Origin of the sequence: Collinsella aerofaciens, from assembly GCF_039752985.1 — a bacterium.
Classification (GTDB): Bacteria; Actinomycetota; Coriobacteriia; order Coriobacteriales; family Coriobacteriaceae; genus Collinsella; species Collinsella aerofaciens_BT.
The window spans coordinates 7,130-33,033 of the sequence record NZ_JBDMHA010000017.1 but is presented as its reverse complement, the minus strand read 5'-3'; the positions used below and the strand labels follow the sequence as shown (position 1 = coordinate 33,033).

The window sequence follows — 25,904 nt, the reverse complement described above, 5'->3', positions numbered from 1 at the left end:
GCCACGGGCACCGAGTCCGATCGCATTAGCGACTCGCGTTTTTGCTCGCAGTGCAACGCGCCGTTGGAGTACGACTATGTGCAGTATGGTCAACTCGGCGCCTACCATTGCCCCTCGTGCGGTTGGGCACGCCCCGCACTGGTCCGCCGTGTGACGGGCGTGGAGCTCGGCTGCGACGGCTACGGCTTTGACCTGGTCTTTGGATCTGCGTCCGACGCAGCTGCCGTACACATCGCCACGCGCTACAACGGCCTGTACATGGTCTACAACGTTGCCGCCGCCTTCTTTGCGGCGCGCGAGCTGGGCGTAGACGCGGCGCATCTGCAGCCCACGCTCGATGCCTATGTCCCCGCCGGCGGACGCATGGGCCGCTGGGAGATCGCCGGCCGTACCGTCGAGGCAAACCTGGCCAAAAATCCCGTAGGCTTCGATCGACAAATCCAGTCCATCAAGACGGCAGGCGGCAGACTCTGCGCTTTCTTCCTCAACGACAACGACGCCGACGGCCACGATGTATCGTGGATCTACGACGTCGACTTTGAGCGCATCGCCGACACGCCGGGTCTTGTCGCCTTTGCCGGAGGCACGCGCGCGCACGACATGCAGGTGCGCCTCAAGTACGCCGGCATCGATGCCGCGATTATCTCGGACGTCGCGCAGGCAATTGGCGCCGTGGCAGACGAGGCCGCCGATGACACCTTCTACGCCGTCGCCAACTACACGGCCTTCCCGCCGCTGGTCAAGGAGCTCGACGGGCTGAAAGGCGCCACCGCCGACGCTGTTGCTGGGCGCGCCGTAGCCCGTGCCGACGGCAGCGCTCTTCCTGTCGGTATCGCGCCAGTCGAGCTTTCGCGCCCGCTGCGCATCGTCTACCTGTACCCCGATGCCCTCAACCTCTACGGCGACGGCGGCAACGTTATCGCCCTCGAGCGTCGCTGCGCCTGGCGCGGCATCCCCGTTCGCGTGGACGAGGTCCGTATGGGCGAGTCACTCGATCTCACCGATGCCGATATCGTCATGATGGGTGGCGGCTCCGACCGCGACCAGCTAGCCGTGGCACACGAGCTGCTCGCCCAAAAAGACAAGGTCGCATCCTATGTTGAGGATGGCGGCTCGCTGCTCGCCATCTGTGGCAGCTATCAGCTGCTCGGCCGTTCGTACTATATGGGCGAGGATCGCATTGAGGGTCTGGGGGTCATTGCCGCCGAAACCGTACGCGGCTCCGACCGCCTGATCGGCAACGTAGCCGTCAAAACCGACCTGGCACCTGAGCCCTTTGTGGGATTCGAGAACCATGGCGGCTGCACGCTTTTGGACGCCGATGCCACGCCGCTCGGAACGTCCGTCGTCACGGGCACCGGCAACAACGGCGACGATGGCTTTGAGGGCCTGATCTACAAGGGCGTCATCGGCACGTACCTGCATGGCCCGGCGCTGCCCAAGAACCCCGAGCTCGCCGACTGGTTGATCGCCCATGCCCTCGAGCGCCGTGGCGATGCACAGGCTGCCGCCCTGCTGCCGCTCAAGCCCCTCGACGACACCTACGAGCACGCCGCCCACGACGCCGCCATGAAGCTCCTCCCCTAGCACCTCACCACCACAAAGGGGACAGGCACCTTTGTGGTGGTTTTTCAGTTTGCCAACGATATGTGAACGGCTAAAAAAGTCTGCTATACTCTTTCCCGCTGTCCCCATCGTCTAGCGGCCAAGGACGCCACCCTTTCAAGGTGGATATCGCGGGTTCGAATCCCGCTGGGGGCACCATTTGAATTGAAGAGCCCGTTACCCTCGCGGTAGCGGGCTTTTTGCTACCCATGCGCCGGGATTCGAACCCGACAGGGTGCGGAGCTGAGGAAACGCGAAGCGTTTTCCAGCGCAGCACGCAAGGAGCGAAGCGACGCAGCGAAAGCGGGCGGCGCCAGCCGCACGCGGACATCCCGCTGGGGGCACCATTTGAGATGTGAAGCCCGTTACCAATTCGGTAGCGGGCTTTTTGCTACCGATATGCCAGGATTCGAACCCGGCAGGGTGCGGAGCCCGGCATCATCGCAAGGCCCGTGGGCAAAAAATGGCAAATATGAGTACTGCTACCATTTTAGTTACAGCGATTTCATGCCATCAGAAGGCGATTTAGACGCCAGGGGTCCTACGGCGGAAAAATTGCAGACGTTTATCGGCTAAGTACTTGGACATATGTTGCGTAACACTGCATATTTTGCAAATAAATAATGCTACAGGACTTGTGACAGTACTCATATTTGACGTTTTTTGCCCACAACCCTTTATACCTAGGCGAATCGGCGGCAAAACGGGCTTCAAAGCGCCCTTCGCAAACAAAAACCGGGGCCAGCATGATGCGGACCCCGGCTCAATACCGTGACGATATGTCAGTTACGCTCTATACGTAGAACAGGATGTCGTCGTAGGTCGGGACCGGCCAGTAGTCGGCGGCCACGATCTCCTCCATTGCGTCCACGGCAGCACGCAGCGCATCCATAGCGGGAACGACCTCGTGCGCGTACACGTTGGCCTGCTCCTGACCATCGAGGCCCTCGGCCTTCTGATGCACGGCGTCGAGCGCCTTGATGGAGTCGTTGATGGTGGTGATACCGTTGCAGAGCTTGTTGAGCGTGTTCTGCTCGCACTGCATGGCGGCCTCAGCACCGGCGGCACGTATAGTCTCAAGGCCCTTAGCGACCTTGGTGGCATAGGCGGTAATGACCGGGCGATAGGTACGACGCGCCTCGCGAACCATCGTGGTGGCCTCGATGTTCATGAGCTTGTTGTACTTCTCGAGCTTGCAGTCGTAGCGGCACTGAGCCTCGGCCTTGGTCAGGACACCCGTCTCCTCAAAGAGCGCAATGGCCTTATCGGAAACAAAGGCGGGCAGGGCGTCGGCCGTGGTCTTGTTGTTGGCAAGACCACGCTTCTCGGCCTCAACGGGCCACTCGTCGGAGTAGCCGTCACCGGAGAACAGGATGCGCTGGTGGTCGGTCAGGACCTTCTTGCAGTACTCGAGCGCAGCGTCCTGGAACTCATCCTCGGGCGTACCCTCAAGCGCGTCGGCGAAGGACTTGAGCGACTTGGCCACGGCGGCATCCAGCACCAGGTTGGAGTCGGAGACGTTCTGCTCGGAGCCGCAGGCACGGAACTCGAACTTATTGCCGGTGAAGGCAAACGGGGAGGTGCGGTTGCGGTCGGTGTTGTCCTGCATCAGCTTGGGCAGGGTATCGGCGCCCAGGTCGAGCACGCCGCGCGTGGCATGGACGGAAGCCTTGCCATCGATGATCTTCTCGACGACCTCGGTAAGCTGGTCGCCCAGGAAGATGGACATAATCGCCGGAGGAGCCTCGTTGGCGCCCAGACGATGGTCGTTGCCGGCCGAGGCAACGGAGGCACGCAGGAGCTCCTGATAGTTATCGACGGCCTCGATCACCGCGGTGAGGAAGACGATGAACTGCAGGTTGTCGAGCGGGGTGTCGCCCGGATCGAGCAGATTCTCGGACTCGGTGCCAAGCGACCAGTTGTTGTGCTTGCCCGAACCGTTGATGCCCTCGAAGGGTTTCTCGTGCAGCAGGCAAACCAAGTCGTGGCGGGAGGCGATGAGCTTCATTTTCTCCATCATGACCAGGTTCTGGTCGATGGCCTCGTTGACTTCGCCATAGACGGGGGCGAGCTCATGCTGGCAGGGAGCAACCTCGTTGTGCTTGGTCTTGGCGGGAATGCCGAGCGCCCACAGCTCATCGTCCAAGTCCTTCATGTAGGCCGAGACGGTGGGGCGGATAGCGCCAAAGTAGTGCTCCTCGAGCTCCTGACCCTTGCATGGAGCAGCACCAAAGAGGGTGCGGCCGGTAATGACCAGGTCCTTGCGCTTGCGGTAGGCGTCCTTCTTGATCAGGAAGTACTCCTGCTCGTCGCCCACGGAAGGAACGACCTTCTTGGGGGTCTTACCGAACAGCGCCAAAACGCGCTTAGACTCACGCGAGAGCGCGGTCATGGAACGCAGCAGCGGGGTCTTCTTGTCCAGGGCCTCGCCCGTGTAGGAGCAGAAAGCCGTGGGGATGCACAGGACATCGTCCTTGATAAAGGCGGGGCTAGTGGGATCCCAAGCGGTGTAGCCACGGGCCTCGAAGGTGGCGCGCAGGCCGCCGTTGGGGAAGCTGGAGGCATCGGGCTCGCCCTGGATGAGGTTCTTGCCCGTAAACTTGGTAATGGCGGTGCCGTCGTGGTTGGGCTCCAGGAAGCTGTCGTGCTTCTCGGAAGTAATGCCCGAAAGCGGCTGGAACCAGTGCGCGTAGTGCGTCGCGCCCTTGGAGATGGCCCAGACCTTCATGGCATGGGCAACGGCGTTGGCCACATCCAGGTCGAGCGGCTCACCGCCCTCGAGGGTTGCAGCAAGGCGCTTCCAAATGTCCTTGGGGAGGTAGTCCTTCATGACTTCCTCAGAGAACACCATGGTCCCGAAGCGGTCAGTAAGTTCGGCCATACGGAACTCCCTTCGTATCGGCACCGCGTGAGAAGCGGTGTTGATTACTAACGAACGAGTCATAGCTTAGACTCGCCGTGTTTCCGCGACATTACCGTTATGTTGCTGTCGCGAAACCAATCAATGAGGTTACCCTATCGAGGCGGCGTTGCCACCCTCAACAGCCAATCAACTGCATAAATTGCAGACCTCTCCCCATGGTTTAAGGGTAGTCAATTTGGGATGGAGCTCTATTAACTGGTATTTTGCATCAGATACCAGTCTTTATAGTCCGTGCCTAGATTAGCCGCTCTGTTATAGAGAAAGCCGATAGCAAGGCATCTTTGATTGGTATCCCCGAATAACGAGTGAAACTCCACCGTGACACAGTGGTGCTGTAGAATCCTTACAACACATCACACTATTACGTATCTAGAGGAGCACGATATGCGCGTCGACGAGGTTTTTAAGCAGGCAGCATCCCAGGGCACCGCGCCCGTTTCGTTTGAGATGTTCCCGCCCAAGGGCGAGCTCACCCTCGACACGGCTCGCGAAGTGGCAGGCAATCTGTGCAAGCTTTCGCCGAGCTTTGTCTCGGTCACCTGCTCGGCCGGCGGCTCGGGCAACGGTGCCACCACCGCCCCCATCGCGCATATGATTTCGAGCGAATTCGACACGCCCTCGGTGGCACACCTCACCTGCGTGGGCCGCACCCACGCCGACATCGCCGCCAAGATCGACGAGTATCGCACCGCCGGCGTTGAAAACATTCTGGCCCTGCGTGGCGATCTCCCTGCCGGCGCGACCGAGGACGACAAGCCCGCCTCCGACTACGCCTACGCCCGCGACCTCATCCCCGAGCTCGTCGACGCCGGCTTTTGCGTGGGCGCCGCAGCCTACCCCGAGGGCCACATTGCCTGTGAGGATCTCAACCTCTCGGTCGAACACCTCAAGCAAAAACAGGACGCCGGCGCAAGCTTCTTTGTGACGCAGCTCTTCTTTGATAACGAGTGCTTCTACCGCTTCCGCGAGCTTGCCGACAAGGTCGGCATCACCGTGCCCATTACCGCGGGCATCATGCCGTTTATGGGCAAGTCCCAGATCAGCCGCATGGTCTTTATGTGCGGCGCGTCGCTGCCCTCCCCCGTCATCAAGATTCTCGCCAAGTACGAGAACGACCCCGAGAGCCTGCAGGCAGCCGGTGTAGATTATGCCGCCCGCCAACTTTGCGACCTCAAGGAGCACGGCGCCGACGGCCTGCACCTGTACACTATGAACCGTCCTGCGATCGCCGCGACCATTATGGAGCGCCTGGGGTAATGGAAAAACCGCACATCGATACAGCTTTTGTCGAAGTGCCGGCCGACCTTGCGTCGCCGGCGCTTTACCGTGTCGATGCTGCGCACCATCCCCGTGTCGACCGTGCCGAGATGCTGCGGTATCTGGGTTACGGCGGCCAGCAGATTGAGCCCGAGTTGTCGCAGCGTATTGAGCTTGTCGTTGAACGTCTGGAATTGGACATTGAGCCCCGTGGCGTGCGCCGCGTGTTTGCCGTCGATGCCACGGGTGTGGACGAGCAGGGAGAACCTTGCATTCGCCTGGTCGGCACCAACGTTGAACTGCGCGGTCGCGATATCTATCGTCATCTCAAAGACGCCCGCTTTGCCGCGCTCATGGCATGCACCCTCGGCATGGACGCCGAGCGTCGCCTGCGCATCACGGGAGCCCAACATCCCCTGGAGGGCGCCGTGCTCGACGCCGCGTGCTCCGCTTACGTGGAAGCCGCCGTTGAGCAAATGGACCAGCAGGTCAAGGCTGCGGCCGCCGCACACGGACTCGCCGGCAACTGGCGCTTCAGTCCCGGCTATGGCGACTGCCCGCTCTCTGCCCAGCGCTCGATCGTGGATGCACTCAACGCCACGCGTCTCATTGGACTTACCGTCACCCCCACCAGCCTGCTCATGCCCACCAAGAGCGTGACCGCGGTGATCGGTCTGTTTGACGGCGAAGTCCACGACGCCCAGAGTCGCCCCACCTGCAATATCTGCCGCATGCGTGAGCACTGCCGCTTCCGCGCCGCCCACACCACCTGCTATTCGCATTCTGAATAAAATGTCAATTGATGGCACGGTATCGAGGGAATCTCATCCGTATGTAAGCGGATGTCCTCACAAACAAGTACCATAAGATGCCAAATAACAACTATCTGAAAGCCAGTACATGCACAACATTCTGCAGTTCTCGCCACAACTAACCGCGCTTGAGTTTTTTTCAGGCATTGGCTTGGCTCGTGCCGGCATGGCAAAAGCCGGAATCAAAACAATCTGGGCAAATGACATAGACCATACTAAATGCGCCATGTACAGCCAGTGTTGGGGCGATGAGCATCTAGTCGAGCAGGATGTCCACACACTCGACCCCGACCTAATACCCCAAGCCGACATCGCATGGGCGTCAAGCCCTTGCACAAACTTATCTCTCGCGGGAAACAGGGAGGGACTTGTCTCTGGCAAAGAGTCCAGTGCGTTCTTTGGCTTTATTAAGGCCATCGAAGGAATGAGCGATCGTGCCCCGCGGGCACTTGTTCTCGAAAATGTCATCGGCCTTGCCACGTCTAATAACAGTGATGACTTTAGACTCGTTTGCCAGGAATTTAATCGTTTAGGCTATTCATGCGACGCTTATTTTATCGATGCACGGCATTGGCTTCCCCAGTCACGCCCCCGCATGTTTGTCGTCGGATTAAAAAACCCTCTTCCCAACAGCCGACTCGATTCCTCGCTTCGACCTGAAAAGGTCTCCTGGATTCACTCCGACCCTTCACTCATTACGCACGTCTCTCACCTAAACGAGCCGAGCCCACTTCGTATGACGGGCCTTGCAATGGTTGTTGAAAATATTCCCGAGGACGACAAGCGTTGGTGGAACAAAAACCAAATACAAGCATTTATCGACTCACTTGCACCGCATCAAGCAGAGCGCCTTCAGCGCTTCTTAAATGCCAAAGAAAAAATTGTTCGCACTGCTTACCGTCGCACGCGATCGGGCGTTGTGCGCTGGGAAATCCGTGAAGAAGAAATTGCCGGATGTCTAAGAACGGCTCGCGGCGGCTCATCAAGACAGGCAGTCGTTATATGCGAAAACGGAAAGATAGAAGTTCGCTGGATGACTGGAACTGAATATGCCCGTCTCCAAGGTGCTGACTCATGTCAGTTTAGCGGCTTCTCTGATGCTCAGATTCGCTACGCATTCGGCGATGCAGTTGCCGTACCAGTTGTCACTTGGCTTATAAAAAATGCAGTCAAACCCGCGCTTATGTCTTCAAGGAACGGAGTGGACAATAATGGAAATGACCAATTGCTCCTTGAGCGAGCCCGATAAAGGCATCTTGGATGCCATTGAGCTCTGGTACGAATCCAAGCGCAGCAAGCGAGGCAATGTCAACCGTAACGTCATGGCGGTTGGCATAGGCATAAGCGAGCTGTTGCAGAACCGTTTTCCGCTCACCGACGATTATGTGCAATCGGACAAGGGGAGCCAAGTACGAGGCCTAAGTGGAGCATGCATCAAAACAGTTTTAGCCAGACATGGGGAAACGCGTGCCTTCGCATCAGAGGGCGGCAGAACCTCACGCGGCACACTCCCAATGGCGCTTGAGCTTGCCGCAATTATCAACTCTGCCCTACCCAGTGACACTTGCGAAGACACTCGTCTTGAAGCTGCGAATGCAATCGCCAATTTCTTCGTCGAGCGAATCCAGGTCGATTTCTTTAACCGGCAGAGAATCAAAGCCGAAATCGATCTTCAAAAACCAATTTCCGTCATTGTCGATGATATCCTAGCCGAAGCAAGCCTACGGTCCGATAAGCCAACGGGTACCGTCGCACAGCACCTGGTAGGTGCAAAACTAGAGATGTTATTTCCAACCATAGAAATCGGAAAGGACAACTCAAACGCCGCCGACCAGCAGACAGACCGTTCTGGCGATTTCCAAATCAATGATGCTGCATTTCATGTGACCGTATCGCCAATGGCCAAATTGACCGATCGATGCCGAGATAACATTCGAAATGGCATTCGGCCCATCGTCGTTGTCCCCCACGATAAAGTTTCCTTCGCTTACGGACTGTTCGAAAGTGAAGGACTCGGCAATCGCGTACAGGTTATCGCGCTCGAATCGTTTATCGGCATCAATATTGAAGAATTATCGTTCTACAAGCGAGACCTAATTCGATTAAATGTCGCACGGCTTCTTGCCCACTACAACAAGCGAATCGAAGATATCGAGCCCGACAAATCTCTTCAAATAGATATTCCTCAGTGGGCTCTAGACGAAATGGACGCACATGGCGAATAGCTCAAACATACTTATCACTCATGATTCTGACGGTGCTGCGCTGGCGGCGCCCGTTGATGCCGCACGCCGCAACGGTGCCGCGTACAAAACGCGCACGATCGGCGATCTGCGCATTAAGGACGATCGCCTGCGCGCCGCCATCGAGGGCACGGGGCACCTGCTGTTCGACGGCGGCATGGGTACCATGCTGCAGGCGGCCGGCATGAAGGCCGGCGCCCTGCCCGAGCTGCTCAACTTTGAGGAGCCTCAGGTCATCACCGATATCCAGCGTCAGTACGTCGAGGCCGGCTGTGACGTGATCACCGCCAACACCTTTGGCGCCAACGCCCACAAGCTCGACGGCGCCGCCACCGTGGCAGATGTCTTTGCCGCCGCTGTCGCCTGCGCCCGCGAGGCCGGCGCCCGCTACGTCGCCGGCGATATCGGCCCCATCGGCGCGCTGCTTCGCCCCTTGGGCACCCTGAGCTTCGACGAGGCCTATGACCTCTTTGCCGAGGAGGTGCGCGCCGGCGTCGACGCGGGCGTGGACCTCTTTATTATCGAGACCATGACCGACCTTGCCGAGATCAAGGCGGCCGTCCTCGCCTGCCGCGAGAACTCCGACCTGCCCGTCTTTGCCACCATGACCTTTGAGGAAGACGGTCGCACCTTCTTGGGAACGAGCCCCGAGGTCGCCGCCATCACGCTCGACGCCATCGGCGCCGACGTTTTGGGTATCAACTGCAGCCAGGGCCCGGCCGAGCTCCGAGGGCTCGCCGCACGTATGCTCACCGTTACCGACAAGCCCGTTATGGTGCAGGCTAACGCGGGACTGCCCCGCGTGGACGACGACGGCAATACCGTCTTTGATATCCAGGCCCCCGAATACGCCGAGGCCGTCGCCGGCATGATCGAGGACGGCGTGAGCGTCGTGGGCGGCTGCTGCGGAACCACGCCGGCGCATATGGCGGCCTTGCGCACGCTTATCGACAACCACACGCCCAGCCCGCGCCGCCGCAAGCCCAGCATGTCGGCCACGAGCGCCCAGACGGTCGTGGACCTTCCCTGTGACGGCCACAAAATCGCCGTCATCGGCGAGCGCATCAATCCCACCGGCAAAAAGCGCCTGCAACAGGCCCTGCGCGACGGCGACCTGGACTACGTCGTGAGCCAGGGCATCAGCCAGCAGGAACAGGGCGCCGACATCCTGGACGTCAACGTGGGCCTGCCCGAGATCGACGAGGTCAAGATCATCCAGCAGGCGACCGAGCAGCTCCAGGGCTCCACGCTGCTGCCGCTGCAGATCGACTCCACCGACCCCGCAGCCGTCGAGGCAGCCGTGCGCCGCTACGCCGGCAAGCCCATCATCAACTCGGTCAATGGCAAACAGCAAATCATGGATGAGATCTTTCCGCTGGTCGCCCATTACGGCACCAACGTCGTCGGCCTCACGCTCGATGAAGGCGGCATCCCCGATACCGCCGAAGCTCGCTTCGCCATCGCCGAGCGCATCGTGGCCGAGGCCGCCCGCTACGGTATCGGCCCGGACCGCATCCTCATCGACTGTCTGGTCATGACCGCCTCGACCAATCAACGCCAGGCCGAACAGATCCTGCGCGCCATGTCCCTGTGCAAGGAGCGTCTGGGCGTCAAATGCGCGCTCGGCGTGTCGAACATCAGCTTTGGTCTGCCTGCCCGCCCGCTGCTGGGCTCGGTCTTTTTGGCTGCCGCTTTTGGCGCGGGCCTGGACGCCCCCATCATGAACCCGGGCTCCAAGCGCTTTATGGATACCGTCTACAGCTATCGCGTGCTGAGCGTTGAGGACGAGGGCTCGACCGGATACATCGAGCGCTACGCCGGCTGGACCGATCCGTACAAGATCGCCGCGAATCCGGCGGCGGCTCAGGCGGTATCGACCGACGCCGCGCCCGCTGCTGGCACCACCGGCACCGACGGCAACGACGACCCGATTCGTCGCATGGTCGTCTCGGGCCGCAAGGGCGAAATCGCGGCCGAGACCGAGCGTCTGCTGGCAGACCATGACGCCATGGACCTCATCAACAATCACTTTATCCCCGCCCTCGACGAGGTTGGCGTCCTCTTTGACCAGGGCAAGTTCTTCTTGCCGCAGCTTATGGCCTCGGCCGAGGCCGCGCGTGTGGGCTTTGACACCATCAAGCGCCTGATGCCCGCCGGCGAGATTGCCGACAAGGGCAAGATCTGCGTGGCCACCGTTAAAGGCGATATCCACGACATCGGTAAGAACATCGTCAAGATGCTGCTCGATAACTACGGCTACACCGTCTTTGACCTAGGCCGCGACGTCGACCCGCAAGAGGTACTCAAGACCGTACGGGAGCGCGACATTAAGCTCGTCGGCCTCTCGGCGCTTATGACCACCACGGTCGTCGCTATGGAGGAGACCATCAAGTTGCTCCATGCCGAGGTTCCGGGCGTCAAGATCATCGTAGGTGGCGCCGTGCTCACCCCCGAATACGCCAAGCAGATCGGCGCGGACTACTACGCCAAGGATGCCGCCGAAAGCGCGCGCATCGCCGAAGAGGTCTTTGGGCAGTAACACAACGGAAACAACCGAGCACCAAAACGTGCCGCACGCGCCACTTGGCACGTGCGGCACGTTAGAATAGATAAGGCTATGCTCGTTTTGGCAGATAGGAGTGCAAGGATGGCGATCACGCCCGCAGAAATCGCGGAAACCCGCGGCATGGTTGAGGAGCAGAACCTCGACATCAGGACCATCACCATGGGTGTTTCGCTCATGGGTTGCGGCGACGAGAGCCTCGACCGCATGTGCACGAAGATCTACGACCACGTGACGCACACGGCTGAGCACTTGGTCGAGACTGCCGAGAACCTCGAGCGCGAGTACGGTATCCCCATCGTCAACAAGCGCGTTTCCGTCACCCCGGTGGCGCAGATCGCCGCGTGCTGCAAGGATGAGGACCTCACCCCTATCGCGCATGCCCTCGACCGCGCGGCAGAGACGCTCGGTATCGATTACCTGGGCGGCTTCTCCGCACTCGTCCAGAAGGGCATCGGCGACGCCGACCGCCGCGTCATCCAGTCCATCCCCCAGGCGCTCGCCACCACGAGCCGCGTCTGCTCCAGCGTCAACGTCGCCAGCCTGCGCGCCGGCATCAACATGGATGCCGTGCTCATGGCGGCTCAGACCATCATCGATGCCGCCAAGCTTACGGCAGATGAGGATTCCGTTGGCGCCTCCAAGTTTGTCTGCTTTGCCAACATGGTCGAGGACTCCCCGTTTATGGCGGGCGCCGTCCACGGCGGTGGCGAGGCCGACGCCGTCATCAACGTAGGCGTCTCGGGCCCCGGCGTTATGGCCGCAGCCCTGGAGACGCTGCCCGATTCCGCATCGATGATGGAAGTCGCCGAGAAGATCAAGCAGACCGCCTTTAAGATCACCCGTGCCGGCGAGCTCATGAGCCGCGAGGCCGCCCATCGCCTGGGTGTCGAGAAGGGCATTGTCGACCTGTCGCTGGCTCCCACGCCCGCCATCGGCGACTCCGTCGCACGCATCCTCGAGATCATCGGTGTTGGCACCTGCGGTGGCCCGGGCACGACCTGCGCGCTCGCCATGCTCAACGATGCCGTCAAGAAGGGCGGCGTCATGGCCAGCTCCAGCGTGGGCGGTCTCTCCGGCGCCTTTATCCCCGTGTCCGAGGACGCCGGCATGATCGCCGCCGTCGAAGCCGGCGCGCTTTCGCTCGAGAAGCTCGAGGCCATGACCTGTGTGTGCTCCGTCGGCCTGGACATGATCGCCATCCCCGGCGACACCCCGGTCGAGACCATCGCCGGCATCATCGCCGACGAGATGGCCATCGGCGTCATCAACAACAAGACCACGGCCGTCCGCGTGATTCCCGCCATTGGCAAGGGCGTGGGCGACTGCGTCGAGTACGGCGGCCTGTTCGGCCGTGCGCCCATCATGCCGGTGAACCCCAACGCCGGCACCGTGCTTGCCCACCGTGGTGGACGCTTCCCGGCGCCGCTGAACTCGCTGAAGAACTAGCTGAGGAGTTCGGGCGAGGAGCCCCGGGGAGGGCAAATATATAAGGTCGCCTGCTCGGACAGTCCTGACTCGCACGGAGAGCACATTAAGTGCTCTCCGGCTCGTGCGGAACTCGCGATCGACCTTATATATTTGCCCTCCCCGGGGCTCCCGCACAACGGGACCTCAGTTGGGTTCTATCCCGTATGGCAGTCGCTTCGCTCCTGCCCGCCTTGGTTGTGAGGGCGGTTTGGCGTTGGAACGGTTCTTTTCTGATATATGCTGGTTGCGGCTCTTCTTTTGGGAGGAGTCGCTTTTTTGCTGCTAGGAGGTTGGCCCGTGGTTGATGGGGATGCTCGCTCTGAGCTGCTTTCTGCGGATTGGAATGGCGAATGGATGCGCCTGCAAGCTGGTCGGCGACGGGCTGATGATTCTTTTGAATGGGATAAGCGGGCTCGGCATTTTCGGCCGTTGGAGACTGCCCCTTATGCTCGGGATTTTATAAAGCTGTTGGCGTTGAAGCCTGGTGAGTCGGTGCTTGATATGGGGTGTGGGGCTGGGTCGATTGCTATTCCGCTTGCTCAGGCTGGGCATTCCGTGATTGCTGCCGACTTCTCTCCTGCCATGTTGGGCACGCTTGATGCCGGCATTGAGTATTACGGGCTCGAAGATCTTATTACGCCGCTTGAGCTTGCTTGGGATGATGATTGGGATTTGGTTGGACCGGTCGCGAAAGCGGTAGATGTTGCCTTTGCCAGTCGCTCTGTCACCACGACCAACCTAAAAGGCGCACTTGTCAAGCTTGACCGTACGGCTCGTCGGCGTTGCGCTGTCACGATGGTCGCCAACTCCAGCCCGCGCTATGATCTGCACCTGATGAACGCCATTGGCGCCTCGGTTACCTGCAGTAATGGCTTTGTGTACGCCTTCAACATCCTCATTCAGATGGGTGCGTTGCCGCAGGTTACATACTTTGAATCGCCTCGTCGCGATACCTTCGATAACCTTGAAGCGGGCGTAGCAGATTTTTCCCGCATGCTTGAGCATGGCAACGAGGATAAGGTCGACCGTCTGCGCGACTACATCGCTCAACACATGATTGAGAATCCCCGTGCCGGCGAGCCGGGCTCCAAGGGCGTACCGCAGGGACGCTACATGCTCGACCACGTCCGCAAGGTCCGTTGGGCGTTTATTGCATGGGAGCCGGTCTCTGCGCCCAGCTCATAGCCTGTTCGCAGCCCGCACTGCCCACTCACTCGGCATCCGCATTCTTTTTGAACTGGGCAAACGCGCTCCACACCGCGCCGTTCCTGCGCTATCGTGGGACAGCTCACGTAGATTAAGGCCCCGTCGCGGGGCGCCCCATACATAGAAAGCGAGAACCCATGGCACTGACAGGAGCCCAGGTCAAGCAGCTTCGCAGCATGGCCCATCACCTCAACCCCGCCATCATCATCGGCAAGTCCGATGTCAACGAGGGCACCGTCGAGCAGACGGTCGCCTACCTGGAGAAGCACGAGCTCGTTAAGTGCTCTGTGCTGGACGGCTCCAGCCTTTCCGCCCGCGAGGCCGCCGAGGAGCTCGCCGAGCGTTGCCACGCCGAGGTCGTCCAGGTCATCGGCCGCAAGTTCTCACTGTATCGCGAGTCCTCACGCAAGGACATCGAGAAGATCAAGCTCGTCTAAGAGCCAATGATCCGGCGATCCAACACATAGCAAGCTTACGGGTGCCCAAGTACTTCGGGCGCCCGTTTTTTATCGCTCGACCAGCACGCGATTGAGCCGCCCCTCCACCAAGCGCTCGTATAGGCGCCGCGTCTCGGGCTCGGGCACGCCATTGACCTGCTCCCTCAGATGGTGCATATGCCCGCTGTACAGCTCGACGATATCGCGCCGCCGCCCCGCCGCACTGTAGACGCGCATAGCACAGCGCACCATATCCTCACGCGCCGTTTCCTGTCGAAGCCCCGACTCCGCCAGCCAAATCGCCGACTGCAGATCGTTTTCTTCTAGAGCGGCATTTGCTCCCTTAATCATGCAATCGATGTACTTTGACTGCATAATGCGCCGCATGCGCAAAAAGTAGGTGGGATTACAGCCATTGGGAACATACAGCGGTCCGGCATAAAGCTGCTCAATCTTAAGGCACAGCTCAACTAAATGGGGCCCGCGCGCACCCGTGCGATTTCCCAAAACCTCGCGGCTTATCTGGTCAAACAGCCGTACATCGGTCTTGACGTAGTCGCCGTTGAGCCCAATGCATTCATTTTGGATGAGCACGCACGACTTGCCATCCGGCGTCGGTCCCAAAGCCGACCGCAAGCGCGATATCGTCGAGTACAGGTTGTTGCGGGCGCTATTAAACTCGGCATGGGGCCACAGCTCCATGGCCAGCGTCTCACGATCGACGAGCGCATCCATGCCCAGCGCAAGCCGCTCGGCAAGCGTCGCCGCCTTCTTGCGACGCCACATTTTGTCCGTGATGGGAAACCCATCGCGCTCGGCGCGAAACGCACCAAACATGCGAATCTCGATATGGTCGATGGTATCAACGGCTTCAACCTCGCCGGCCTGGAACAGGCGCTCGCCCTCTCCTTCCAAATCGTCGCGCAGCGAGTACCGCGACAGCTCGCGCACGGGAAGCTTCTTGCGTATCCTGCCCGCCGGCTCGCCCAGACAATGCATGGCAAGGCGCGCAAAGAGCCGATACGATGGCTCTAGAATCCCCGCACGATTCATGGACATCCAGGCCGCAAGATCGCTATCTCGCCCCGCGCAAGCCAAATGCAGCGCCACCATCCAGGCTTCTGCGCCACCAACCTGCGTCTGGCTTATATCGAGTAGCTCCGCTTCCTCGCGCACCGAAACCATCGAGGTGTTACGCAGATATGCCACGCGCTCCAGCAGCAATGCGTTATCGCGCATGTACGCAATCGACTCCTCGGCAAGTTTGAGCACTTGGACCGCACGGAACTTCGCATTAACCGGCCGTCCCTCTGCCAGCGACTGCCAGCCTTCTAGCAACAGGCCAAACAGCTGAATCTGGTTGTCACGCATGCGGACGGCAAAACGATCGAGCTCGTTGAACGCCGCATCGTCGGTTGCCGGCAAGCCGGAAAGGAGCCGCCGTGCCGCCAACACCATGCGCACCCAGATAGCCATCGCCTTAAGCCCACGTACGTCGAGCGCCTCCCGCACCACCGTCATCTCGTCGTCGCGCTCGTCGGTTCCCGCAAACGACCCGTCAAAGAGCTCCACCAGCATGCTATCGGCCCGTATAACAATCCCCGCGATGTCGAGCTCGCAGTCGTAGGCCTTGCTCGTTTTGAGCTGTTGTAGAACGCCGCCGTCATTTCCCCGCTCGGTCAGACAGCGTTTGACCTCGATATGCGCAGACAACATATCGAGTGCGGTATGGGACGTCTCTATTTCTGGCACGGCCAGGTTCGTAGGAAGCCCAAGCCCGTTGTCCCCATAGCAAACAGCCGTCAGTGTCTGGGCCACCCTCCATGAAACAGGGTCTATTTCGCAGGCCGCCCGTTCGCCCCCGCGTTCGACGACCGATGCCATATAGCGAGCGAGCTTTGTATTGGACACGCTGACCGCTGCCAGATATACGCCAAGCGCCTCGGCAGGTGTTGGCTCTGGAGCCGGATCGTCGGCATCGATCGTGCCCAGCGCCGCTCGGCAGATATCGGCCCCGTGCCCCGTCAGAGCAAGATCGACCCCATACTGCCCAGCAAGTTCAAGGACCGCCTCACGGTCCAAAAAGGCGTCCGCCAGGCCCATCGCCGCATCGCATCGGCCCGCCTTAAGCAAAATCCGGGCCGCCCTCGGAACAAGTTCGGGGCGAACCTCGGCCACCAACTTACGCAAGCGCAAGCGTCCGTTATCCTCCGTGCCCAGACACGTAAAACTCCGCTCGGCTGGATCCAAGCCAAAGATCGGGTAGTCGCGTACAAAATAGGACTGGTCGACCATCGACAGCCTCACCCCGCAAGCCTCGAGTTCTGCGATATTGCCCTCGCCCATCAAAACCATGAGACATGCCACGCAAAACAGCGCATTATTGTCGAGCGAAGCCAGATCGGCAAGTGCCGCGCCATATACGTTGACAATCTCGTTTTCGAGCAGACCGGCTACGTCACCTTGGCCATACAGACCCGTCTGCAATGCCGAAACGAGCTCGGGCACGCCCTGCGTGAGCTGATAAAAGTCGAGCGATGTGCTGATCGAAAACGCCGATGCCCACGCCGAATACTCATGGGCATGCACCTTAAGCATCTGCGCATTGATCTTAACCGAATCGCCCAGCCCATGAATCAGCTGACGATTTGAAGGACGGCAGGAAATAAAGACCCCTACCCCCATAGCGCGCAGGCCGCGAATCCTGTCGATGAGGTCTTCGGTATCGTGCTGATCGAGGTTTGGTACATTATCAATCGCGATAAGGGAGTGCGGTTTGTCTTTGAGTTCTTCGGTAACCACCTCGAGCTGCATAAACACCTCGCGCCCAATGGCGCGATCGGCCTCGATAATCCGCACGGGGCCTCGCGTCGGGTCGCATTTAACCTCATGGGTGTACTGCAGCAGCACCGAGGTCTTCCCAAACCCGTCGGGCGCATAAAGAACCACGATTCCGGCCTTTCGGCCCTTGGCGATAAGCTCATTCATCAAGCGTTCGCGTCGCACCATATAGCCTCCGCCCAGCGGCATCAGCTCGAGGTCGTCTATACCGCTCAAATCGTTTACCATGCCCGCTCCTCAACTCGACCGTATGGACACTGTAGCCGCAAGACCATACAAGCCGCGCTATGAATAGAGCGACCTTGTGTTTTAGGTTGTCTTTTGGTACGCAAGCGGCAAGTTTTTGTACAGCGAGGCCCGATGGTAACTTATCCCCCGACCAATAGGTCTTTGCGCAGGTCAATGCGCTTGCCAGCATGTCCCATCCCATTTGCAGTGTAGCGCAGTCGGCTGTTTTTATTTGAGTTGCGCAACTCGCCTACTCCTCGCTACCGCCTACGACTCTATAGTGGCAAATGTGCATAGAATCTGCTATAGAATGAATCGCATAATTTAGAACCCACCAGTCAAGCACGCGGCAAGGTTACCGTCATGCATGCACCACGGCCCATGTCCACTAAAAAGGCCCCCGCAAAGCGAGGGCCTTTTGAAAAGCTATGTCAGATCGCTTGGTCGCGTTACTCGCAGAGCGAAAGGGCGGCCTCGTCGGCAACGACAACGCAGTTGGTGTGCAGCTGCAGGATCGAAGCCGGGCACTCGGGCGTAACCGGGCCATAGCACATGTCATGCACGGCCTGAGCCTTGGCCTCGCCGTTGGCGACGACCAGGATCATGCGGGCATACATGATGGTCTGGGTACCCATGGTGTAGGCCTGACGGGGAACATCGTCGATGCTGTCGAACAGGCGGCTGTTGGCCTGAATGGTGCTCTCGGTGAGGTCGACGCAGTGCGTACCCTTGGAGAAGTGGTCATCGGGCTCGTTGAAGCCGATGTGGCCGTTGTTGCCGATGCCGAGCAGCTGCAGATCCGGGTAACCGGCGGCGGCGACGATCTTGTCGTACTCAGAGCAGGCAGCGGCGGCGTCTGGGTTGGAACCGTCGGGCACATGCGTGTTGTTCAGGTCGATGTTGATGTGATCGAAGAAGTTCTCACGCATGAAGTAGTGATAGCTCTGGGGATCGTCGTGCGAAAGGCCGCGATACTCGTCCAGGTTGTAGGTGCTGACCTCGGCAAAGTCGACGTCGCCCTTCTTGTACCAAGCAGCGAGCTGCTTGTAGGCACCGATCGGGGTGGAGCCGGTGGCAAGGCCCAGCACACAGTCGGGCTTGAGGATAACCTGCGCCGAGATAATATTGGCGGCCTTGCGGCTCATATCCTCGTAGTCTTTAGCTTTAATGATCTTCATTACGCGTCCTTTCTCGTACAAGAGAGGCAAGGCTCCCTTACAAGCACTTGCCCGCGGCCCGCGTCGGCCGCAACCAACGTGTGCGGCCACCAGGGCGAGGTCGCGTAATGTATGTGTCTCGTGTCTAGCCGCGTCGAGGCCCCTGCCCGTCCACGGTGACCCAAAGCTGTTTAGCTTCGGACAAATCCCATCTTGCCACGGAGGGCGTCCTCTTTCAAGGGCGCCCTCCGTAAACGTGTTTGAATTGTAGGCTAATGGCCACGTGCACTTGCTAGCGCTCGCGAGCAACGATGAGCTGGTCCATCTCTTCGACATGCACGCCAACGGAGCCCTTGATACTCGAGAACTCAACGGAGTTGCACACCAAGATGGGAACCGTCACATCGTAACCCTCGGCGGCAATTGCCTCGCGATCGAACTCAATGAGCACATCGCCCTTATGGACGATGTCACCCACTTGCGCATGTACGGTAAAGTGTTTGCCCTCGAGCTGAACAGTGTCCAAACCAACGTGGATGAGCACGTCCAAGCCATCGACCGTGTTAAGCGCTACGGCGTGTCCCGTGGGAAAAATGGCCTCGACCTTGGCATCAGCCGGTGCAATCACACGCGTCCCGGTGGGCTGAATCGCCACGCCCTGGCCCAAAAGGCCGGTGGCAAACGTCTGGTCATTTACCTCGGAAAGCGGAATAACGTCGCCCGAGATGGGAGCATCCAGCGTAAGGACTCGACCACGCATACCAAAAGACCTTAGGACTTTAGTGAACATGCTCCCCCTCGGACATACCAATCAATCAAAATAACCTTAACAGTTTACCACTTGGCAACGGTTTTTGACCATTAGGGAAGTTCGCGCTTGACAACCTCGACGATGTCGTCGACAACGCGCTGGGTTAGCTCGTGCGTCTCGGCCTCGGCCATCACGCGGACCAGCGGCTCGGTACCGCTCGGACGCACCAGAATGCGGCCGCGGCCGTCAAGCTCCTTCTCGGCAGCAGCAACGGCATCCCAGATGGGCTGGCAATCGTCCAGACCAGCCTTGTTGTCGGAATGCACGTTGACGAGTACCTGCGGATACTTCTTCATGATGCCGGCAAGATCGGTGAGGGTGCGGCCGGTGCGCTTGAGCACGGCCAGAAGCTGCAGGGCCGTCACCAAGCCGTCGCCGGTGGTGTTGTGCTCCAGGAAGATGATGTGGCCGGACTGTTCGCCGCCGATGACGGCACCGTCCGCGAGCATGCGCTCCAGAACGTAGCGGTCGCCCACGGCGGTCTGAACCATCTCGAAGCCCTGCTCCTTCATAGCGATGGAGAAGCCCAGGTTGCACATGACGGTCGAGACGATCTCGGAGTTGGCGAGCTTGCCACGAGCGGCAAGGTCAGAACCGCAGATAGCCAAGATGTAGTCACCGTCGATCTCGTTGCCCTCGCTGTCCACGAACAGCACGCGGTCGGCGTCGCCGTCGTGGGCCAGACCGATATCGGCGTGGGTGCGCAGCACGAGCTCGCGCAGGGGCTCAAGGTGAGTGGAGCCGCACTCGACATTGATGTCGGTGCCGCAATAATCGGTGTTGATGGCATGGACCGTGGCACCCAGGCGCTGCAGCGCGGCGGGCGTAGTCTGGCAGGAAGCGCCGTGGCCACAGTCGACGGCAACAACCAGTCCGTCGAGCTTAAGGCCGTCGAGCGTGCTGATGGCATGATCGACATAGGCCTTGCGGGCGTCCTTCATCTTGATGATGTGACCCACACCGGCGCCGGTCGGCAGCGTGTCGGCAGCCATGGCCTCCTCGGACATGACCCAGGCGCTGATCTCTTCCTCGACAGCATCGGGAAGCTTCATGCCCTTGCGGCTAAAGAACTTGATGCCGTTGAACTCCGGCGGATTGTGCGAAGCGGAGATGACGATACCGCCGTCAAGCTCGTTTTGAACGGTGAGCAACGCCACGGCCGGCGTAGGGATAACGCCGCAGCAGTGCGGGCGGCCGCCCTCGGCCATAATGCCGGCGGTCAGAGCACTCTCGAGCATGGTGCCCGAAAGACGCGTATCGCGGCCGATGCAGATATCCGGGCCAAGGAACTTGGTCGCCGCGCGGCCCAGGCGAAATGCGAGGTCGCACGAGAGGTCGGCGTTGGCGACACCACGGACGCCATCGGTGCCGAAGATGTTCTGGGGCATAGGATCGCTCCTTCCCAAGTGGGCAAAACGCAGTCGCCCACCCTAGTCGAAAAAGAAAAGCGGGACCCGCCGAGCAATCGGCAGGCCCCGCTTGTACATTGTATCTCGTAAGGAGATAAAACCTTAGCGCTTGGAGAACTGGGGAGCGCGGCGGGCCTTCTTGAGGCCGTACTTCTTGCGCTCGACCACGCGAGCATCGCGCGTAAGGAAACCGGCCTTCTTGAGGTCAGCACGGTAGTCGCCAGCGTTCAGAAGAGCGCGAGCGATGCCCAGACGCAGAGCGCCGGACTGACCGGAGATGCCGCCGCCATCGCACAGAGCGATAACGTCGAACTGACCGGCGGTGTCGGTCACCTTGAAGGGAGCAAGGGCGTTCTCAACGAGCTGATGACGGCCGAAATACTGCTCGGCGTCACGCTTGTTGATGGTCACCTTGCCGGTGCCGGGGACGAGACGGACGCGGGCGACGGCGTTCTTACGACGGCCGGTACCCTGGTAGACAACGGTGTTCTCAGCCATCTTTAAGCCTCCAGCTCAATCTTCGTGGGGTTCTGGGCAGCATGCGGATGCTCGGCACCAGCGTAGACCTTAAGCTTGGTCATCTGGGCACGGCCGAGGGTGGTCTTGGGCAGCATACCGCGAACGGCGCGCTCGATGACCTTCTCCGGGTGCTTCTCCATAGCCTGGCGGAAGCTCTCAGCCTTGAGGCCGCCGTTGTAGCCGCTGTGGCGATAATAGGTCTTCGTGTCGGCCTTGTTACCGGTAAGCTGGACCTTATCGGCGTTGATGACGACAACGAAGTCGCCGCAGTCGCTGTTGGGCGTGAACTGGGGCTTGTTCTTACCGCGCAGGATCATTGCGATCTGGGTGGCAAGACGGCCCAGGACAGCACCATCGGCGTCGACGAGAACCCAGTTGCGCTGGACCTCGCCCTGCTTGGCGTAGTGAGTCGATTTCGAAATCACTTAGACTCCTCCATGTACAGTACGTGTTGTTACAGAGATTCACGGGGCTCTGCAAGTAACCCGTCCATATTACCCCGCTCGCCGTACGAGTCAACAGGTATTTTGGCTCCGACCAGAGTTTCTGCACATGTCATCCACGAGCCGTGATTTTTCCAGCTCTTTAGCTGTTGTCATTTTTTTGAGGGTTCGCTATCGCTAACGCTCAACGAACTCTTGGATTTCCGCGAGCAGGCGCTTTGCCTCCTGACGGCCCTGGATATACAGGTCCAAAAGCTTTGCCGAATCGTGCTCGACATGGCCGACCTCGACCGGCTTTTGCGGAGCGACGACCAACGCGCGGCCCTCGCGCTCATACTTCCACAGGTGCATGCGCTGGATGTTGTAACGGTCGTGGCGCGTCTCGATAGCCTCGAGCAGATAGGGGTAGTCGGCATAACGCGCACGCGCGGCCGGCAAAAACTCGTAGGGCTTTTTCTCATACGAGCGGTCCTGCGTGACAATGACAACCGCGCGGTCGAAGCCCGCCTCCTCCAGCACGTGCTCGATGGGGATCGAATCGGCTACGCCGCCGTCGACGTATTTGTGCCCGTCAATCTCGACCGGCGGCGTCACCAGCGGCAGCGAGGTCGAGGCACGCACGGCGTCGAGGTCGAGCACTGCGCTTTTAACCGGGAGGTACGTGGCGGTTCCAAAGAGCATGTCCGTCGCGACGGCGTACATCTCGATGGGGCTCGCGTCGAACGTCTCGTTGTCAAAGGGATCCAGGCGGTCCTGGACATCGTTGAAGATAAAGTCGTAACCCACGATGGAACCCGTGGACGCAAACGATGCGGCGCCCATGAAGCGATTGTCATTGCAGAAAGCCAGGTTGATGCGGTTGGCACGGCCGATCTGGTGCGACTTGTAGTTCACGCCGTTGAGGGCGCCGGCCGATACGCCATATACCGCCGGAATCTCGACGCCAGCCTCCATGAGGACGTCGAGCACGCCTGCGGTAAATTGCCCGCGGAAGCTGCCGCCCTCCAAAACGAGCGCGACCTTGCCAGCGTTCTTTGCCTTATCTTCTGCAGTCATGTTGACCTCCTGCGATTGCGTTTTGGCTTTCTTCTACCCAGTTTTGGGATGGCGAGCGCGCAGGTTTTTCGAGGCGGCAGGTGAAGCGGAAAGTGTGCCCCAGTTTGAGGCGGGATTCCGGGATGCGCTTTCCACTTGGACCGCCGCTGGGAAAGCGCGTCCCGTTCTGAGCGCGGATTCCGGGACGTACTTTCCGCTAGCCATTCATTTGGAAACTGCATCCCATTCCGAACGAGGATTCCGGGATGTACTTTCCGCTTGAGCTGCCATTGGGAAAGCATATCCCACTCTACGGCTCGATTCCGGGTCGCAGTTTCCGCTTGAGGCATCATCCGGAAACTACATCCCAGTCTGAGCGCGGATTCCGGGATGGGCTTTCCGCCTGGGCCGCCATTGGGAAAGCACGTCCCACTCTGCGTCACTGAGGCGTTTTCTTTACGCTCGCGCCCTGCACAGAGTTCGATTCTCCGCGGTACGGGGGGGATCCGTTGATGCGGCGCATGGCCGGCTGAGATTCGATAAATATCGCATCCGTTTTGAGTCGGAAGTTTGCGCGGAGAATCCGCGTATTTGCTTCGCAAATACGCACCGGCTTCGGCCGCCTGCCGGCGCCCTCGCCCGCTCACTACAAACGCTCCGCGTTTGCTTAACGCCCGCGCCCTGCACAGAGTTCGATTCTCCGCGGTACGGACTAGAAATAAAAAGGCAGGTAGATACGAATATCTACCTGCCTGTTGCTTATGGTGGAGGCGCGGAGAATCGAACTCCGGTCCACGAAAGCCCCCTGATTGGCATCTCCAAGCTCAGTCGCTGGTTTAGTCTCGGACGCTTTGCGCGCAGCGACACGCTCGCGGCATCCCAACCGGTTCGGTCTTAGCCCGCGCCATACCGATTACGTGCGCGGGAGCATTCCCCTAACATGACGTCGCGCCGGTGTCGGGGAAATCACCGGGTTGACGCGCCGCTATAAACTAAGCAGCGAGAGCCATAGGCTCAAAAGAAGAGTTGTTGTCAATTCAATTTGACGGTACCCCTGTTTAACGAGGCGAGGAGACCTCGGCTTGCTTCCTCTCTCAGAGCTATCGTGTCGAAACCAGTCGCCCCCGAATGTTGGGAAAGTCTGGATGGCATTGGGCACGAGCGCCCAACACCCGTCGACTTTTCAAGGAACATGCAGGGCGAGCCCCGCTTGTGGAGTGTTATCTTACCACGTTCTGAAAGCGGACAGCTGTTCTATGCACGAGCTGTGAAGACCCCAATGTGCGCCGCACTTCGCACTTTTGCTACCGATCGCGTCACGTATATTTTCGCCAAGCAAAATTGACCCGTCGAAAGGACCGTTATGGATACCAAGCAGCAACTTGTCAATGCCCTCGCAGGCCTGGGCTCAACCATTACCGAAGCTATGGATGTCATCGAAGGCTTTGTCCCCTGCGGACATCCCGCCCTCACGGTTTCGAACGCCCTTGTTGCGCTGGACGCTGACGATGATGCAGCTCTCGCCCAGCAGCTTGAGACCGTCGAGGGCTTTATCGACCACGTGAGCGAAAACCGCGGCGTGACCGCCTACCACGGCGTCGAGGTCGAGCTCGCGGGTCCCAAAGCCGATCTGCTCGCAGCAATCCGCGAGGTAGGCGCCCTTATGCAGACCGCAGGCGTCAAAAACACCCAGGTCAACGAGTGGGTCTACCGCAGCCTGGCAGCACTCGACAGCTCCGACGAAAAGGCAGCCGAGCAGCTCGCAGAAAGTCCCGCCATTAAGGCCGAGCTTTTGTAAATAGCAGACGCGGGCCCCTTGGCGCATCGTCGTCCAAGAGGCCCGCAAACATTTCGCGTCAACCGATAGCCGCGCCGCCACGTTCGGTCAAAGCCAGAATTGGCATCATTTGGCGCGGGGTCTTTGCTGCAAGATCGGCATGTTCGAGCAGCTTGCGATCGTTAGTTACCAAGTAATCAACCTGGGCGCGTTTGCATGCGGCGAGTACCAAGTTGTCCTCGTAATCGCGATGGAGCGTCAGATATTTGTCGGCTAGCCACAGATCGGATGCATCAGCGCCCACGGCCGTGGCGTTTTCGGTCATGTTCCGAACAAACGCCAACGTCGCATCGCCAATTGCACGGGCAGATGCCTCGTCGAGCGCTCCCCCGCTGGCAAGAACGCTGCGCTTCAGTTCGTGTTGGACAACGTACAGCACGTCCTTGGCGATATGCACCGGAAAGAACAGCAATGCCCCCGCCTCCGTCGCCTGCCCAATAAACGCGCGTGCGGCAAGCGACTCGGCATGGTCGGCGCAAAACGAATCGACCCATACGTTGGCATCCACCATTATTTTGAGGGGAGCCCCGCTCACAGGATCATCCCCTTTTGGCGATAGCGCTCGTCCATGGCTTCGGAATAGATTGTGTCCCAATCGCGATCGTCGGATACAGGCGACGCAGCGATGCCCATATCTGCATAAAGCCGGTCTGCCACTGCCCACGACGCGGCGAACGGAGTATCGGGCGCGACGGCCTGCTGCCGGTCGTCGACGGCCGCAAGCACTTCCTCGCACTGCCCGCCACCCTGCGCGACCTTGGCCACCACCTTTTTGATGAGCTCGGGCAGCGACCCGCCCGAAAGCCGCAGCGCCTCCTCGGCACGGTTCTTGACCTGGCGATCCACGCGAACGTTCACCTGCGCCATGCCGCTAACAGCACCCACGTCGATCCCGCTCCCTTCAATTGCTAGCCATGCTAGCAACACTATATCGAGAAGCTAACAAATGGTCAAATGCAAAAGGCCTGCGCCCGGACGACACCGATGCCGTCTGGGCGCAGGCCAGATAACGTGCGCGAACACGTCTGCTAGCGCAGGTAAGCCTTCGCGTTGCCCAGGCTGTAGGCAATCGTCGAGCCGTTGTGCAGCAGTGACGACGTCTGCGGAG

Annotated in this window: 20 protein-coding genes, 1 tRNA gene and 1 other RNA gene; 11 read left to right on the top strand and 11 right to left on the bottom strand. The window is 59.8% G+C overall.

What is annotated here, in order from left to right:
* Together ABHR76_RS03700 and ABHR76_RS03695 are read left to right on the top strand one after the other, a co-directional pair.
* A partial coding sequence (locus tag ABHR76_RS03700) for a MurT ligase domain-containing protein (protein ID WP_346976825.1) occupies positions 1 to 1,587 on the top strand: 1,587 nt, incomplete at its 5' end.
* Positions 1,588 to 1,687: 100 nt separating this feature from the next.
* Positions 1,688 to 1,764 (top strand) — tRNA-Glu (locus tag ABHR76_RS03695).
* Positions 1,765 to 2,398: 634 nt separating this feature from the next.
* On the opposite strand, the gene ABHR76_RS03690 is transcribed toward ABHR76_RS03695, so the two are convergent.
* The gene (locus ABHR76_RS03690) at positions 2,399 to 4,486 is read right to left on the bottom strand and encodes a glutamine synthetase III family protein (protein WP_138111648.1); all 2,088 of its coding nucleotides are present in this window, start codon (positions 4,484 to 4,486) and stop codon (positions 2,399 to 2,401) included.
* Positions 4,487 to 4,912: 426 nt separating this feature from the next.
* Between ABHR76_RS03690 and ABHR76_RS03685 the strand changes: the two genes are divergently transcribed.
* The 8 genes from ABHR76_RS03685 (at position 4,913) to ABHR76_RS03650 (ending at position 14,516) form a co-directional block, all read left to right on the top strand.
* Entirely contained in the window at positions 4,913 to 5,785 is an 873-nt protein-coding gene (locus tag ABHR76_RS03685; protein WP_138111646.1) for a methylenetetrahydrofolate reductase, read from the top strand.
* Positions 5,785 to 6,576, top strand: coding sequence for a hypothetical protein (locus ABHR76_RS03680; RefSeq protein ID WP_346976824.1), 792 nt, complete (start codon positions 5,785 to 5,787; stop codon positions 6,574 to 6,576). Before ABHR76_RS03685 ends, ABHR76_RS03680 begins: the two co-directional genes overlap by 1 nt.
* A 109-nt stretch (positions 6,577 to 6,685) precedes the next feature.
* Positions 6,686 to 7,846: a DNA cytosine methyltransferase gene (locus ABHR76_RS03675; RefSeq protein WP_055309940.1), complete on the top strand. Its 1,161-nt coding sequence runs from the start codon at positions 6,686 to 6,688 to the stop codon at positions 7,844 to 7,846.
* Entirely contained in the window at positions 7,809 to 8,822 is a 1,014-nt protein-coding gene (locus ABHR76_RS03670; protein ID WP_346976823.1) for a DUF4928 family protein, read from the top strand. Before ABHR76_RS03675 ends, ABHR76_RS03670 begins: the two co-directional genes overlap by 38 nt.
* On the top strand, positions 8,812 to 11,379 hold the full coding sequence (locus ABHR76_RS03665) for a homocysteine S-methyltransferase family protein (RefSeq protein WP_346976822.1): 2,568 nt from the start codon (positions 8,812 to 8,814) through the stop codon (positions 11,377 to 11,379). Before ABHR76_RS03670 ends, ABHR76_RS03665 begins: the two co-directional genes overlap by 11 nt.
* A 108-nt stretch (positions 11,380 to 11,487) precedes the next feature.
* Entirely contained in the window at positions 11,488 to 12,852 is a 1,365-nt protein-coding gene (locus tag ABHR76_RS03660) for a PFL family protein (RefSeq protein WP_346976821.1), read from the top strand.
* 375 nt (positions 12,853 to 13,227) lie between these two features.
* Positions 13,228 to 14,058: a methyltransferase domain-containing protein gene (locus ABHR76_RS03655; RefSeq protein ID WP_271730334.1), complete on the top strand. Its 831-nt coding sequence runs from the start codon at positions 13,228 to 13,230 to the stop codon at positions 14,056 to 14,058.
* A gap of 158 nt (positions 14,059 to 14,216) precedes the next feature.
* Positions 14,217 to 14,516, top strand: a complete 300-nt coding sequence (locus ABHR76_RS03650; RefSeq protein WP_006234690.1) for a YhbY family RNA-binding protein — start codon at positions 14,217 to 14,219, stop codon at positions 14,514 to 14,516.
* A 69-nt stretch (positions 14,517 to 14,585) separates the two neighbouring features.
* On the opposite strand, the gene ABHR76_RS03645 is transcribed toward ABHR76_RS03650, so the two are convergent.
* From ABHR76_RS03645 to ssrA, 8 genes are all read right to left on the bottom strand, one after another.
* On the bottom strand, positions 14,586 to 17,585 hold the full coding sequence (locus tag ABHR76_RS03645) for an AfsR/SARP family transcriptional regulator (protein WP_346976820.1): 3,000 nt from the start codon (positions 17,583 to 17,585) through the stop codon (positions 14,586 to 14,588).
* Between the two features lie 449 nt (positions 17,586 to 18,034).
* Positions 18,035 to 18,763 carry a glucosamine-6-phosphate deaminase gene (nagB, locus tag ABHR76_RS03640; RefSeq protein ID WP_195233705.1) on the bottom strand — a complete coding sequence of 243 codons (729 nt, stop codon included), beginning with the start codon at positions 18,761 to 18,763 and terminating at the stop codon, positions 18,035 to 18,037.
* A gap of 271 nt (positions 18,764 to 19,034) precedes the next feature.
* Positions 19,035 to 19,532 (bottom strand): PTS sugar transporter subunit IIA, encoded by a 498-nt coding sequence (locus tag ABHR76_RS03635; RefSeq protein WP_022094632.1) that lies wholly within the window; start codon positions 19,530 to 19,532, stop codon positions 19,035 to 19,037.
* A 71-nt stretch (positions 19,533 to 19,603) separates the two neighbouring features.
* Complete coding sequence (glmM, locus tag ABHR76_RS03630) at positions 19,604 to 20,941, bottom strand: phosphoglucosamine mutase (RefSeq protein ID WP_117862485.1); 1,338 nt, start codon at positions 20,939 to 20,941, stop codon at positions 19,604 to 19,606.
* 123 nt (positions 20,942 to 21,064) lie between these two features.
* Positions 21,065 to 21,460 carry a 30S ribosomal protein S9 gene (gene rpsI / locus ABHR76_RS03625; RefSeq protein WP_022094634.1) on the bottom strand — a complete coding sequence of 132 codons (396 nt, stop codon included), beginning with the start codon at positions 21,458 to 21,460 and terminating at the stop codon, positions 21,065 to 21,067.
* A 2-nt stretch (positions 21,461 to 21,462) separates the two neighbouring features.
* Positions 21,463 to 21,906: a 50S ribosomal protein L13 gene (gene rplM / locus ABHR76_RS03620; RefSeq protein WP_022094635.1), complete on the bottom strand. Its 444-nt coding sequence runs from the start codon at positions 21,904 to 21,906 to the stop codon at positions 21,463 to 21,465.
* A gap of 195 nt (positions 21,907 to 22,101) precedes the next feature.
* Positions 22,102 to 22,980, bottom strand: a complete 879-nt coding sequence (locus ABHR76_RS03615; protein WP_346976819.1) for a patatin-like phospholipase family protein — start codon at positions 22,978 to 22,980, stop codon at positions 22,102 to 22,104.
* 741 nt (positions 22,981 to 23,721) lie between these two features.
* Positions 23,722 to 24,085, bottom strand: a transfer-messenger RNA (tmRNA) gene (gene ssrA / locus ABHR76_RS03610).
* Between the two features lie 237 nt (positions 24,086 to 24,322).
* Here ssrA and ABHR76_RS03605 point away from each other — a divergent pair.
* A complete protein-coding gene (locus tag ABHR76_RS03605) occupies positions 24,323 to 24,757 on the top strand; it encodes a hypothetical protein (RefSeq protein WP_195361384.1) in 435 nt (144 codons plus the stop codon).
* Between the two features lie 58 nt (positions 24,758 to 24,815).
* On the opposite strand, the gene ABHR76_RS03600 is transcribed toward ABHR76_RS03605, so the two are convergent.
* Together ABHR76_RS03600 and ABHR76_RS03595 are read right to left on the bottom strand one after the other, a co-directional pair.
* Positions 24,816 to 25,331 carry a type II toxin-antitoxin system VapC family toxin gene (locus tag ABHR76_RS03600; protein ID WP_346976818.1) on the bottom strand — a complete coding sequence of 172 codons (516 nt, stop codon included), beginning with the start codon at positions 25,329 to 25,331 and terminating at the stop codon, positions 24,816 to 24,818.
* Entirely contained in the window at positions 25,328 to 25,681 is a 354-nt protein-coding gene (locus tag ABHR76_RS03595) for a hypothetical protein (protein WP_346976817.1), read from the bottom strand. Before ABHR76_RS03595 ends, ABHR76_RS03600 begins: the two co-directional genes overlap by 4 nt.
* Between the last annotated feature and the right edge of the window lie 223 nt (positions 25,682 to 25,904).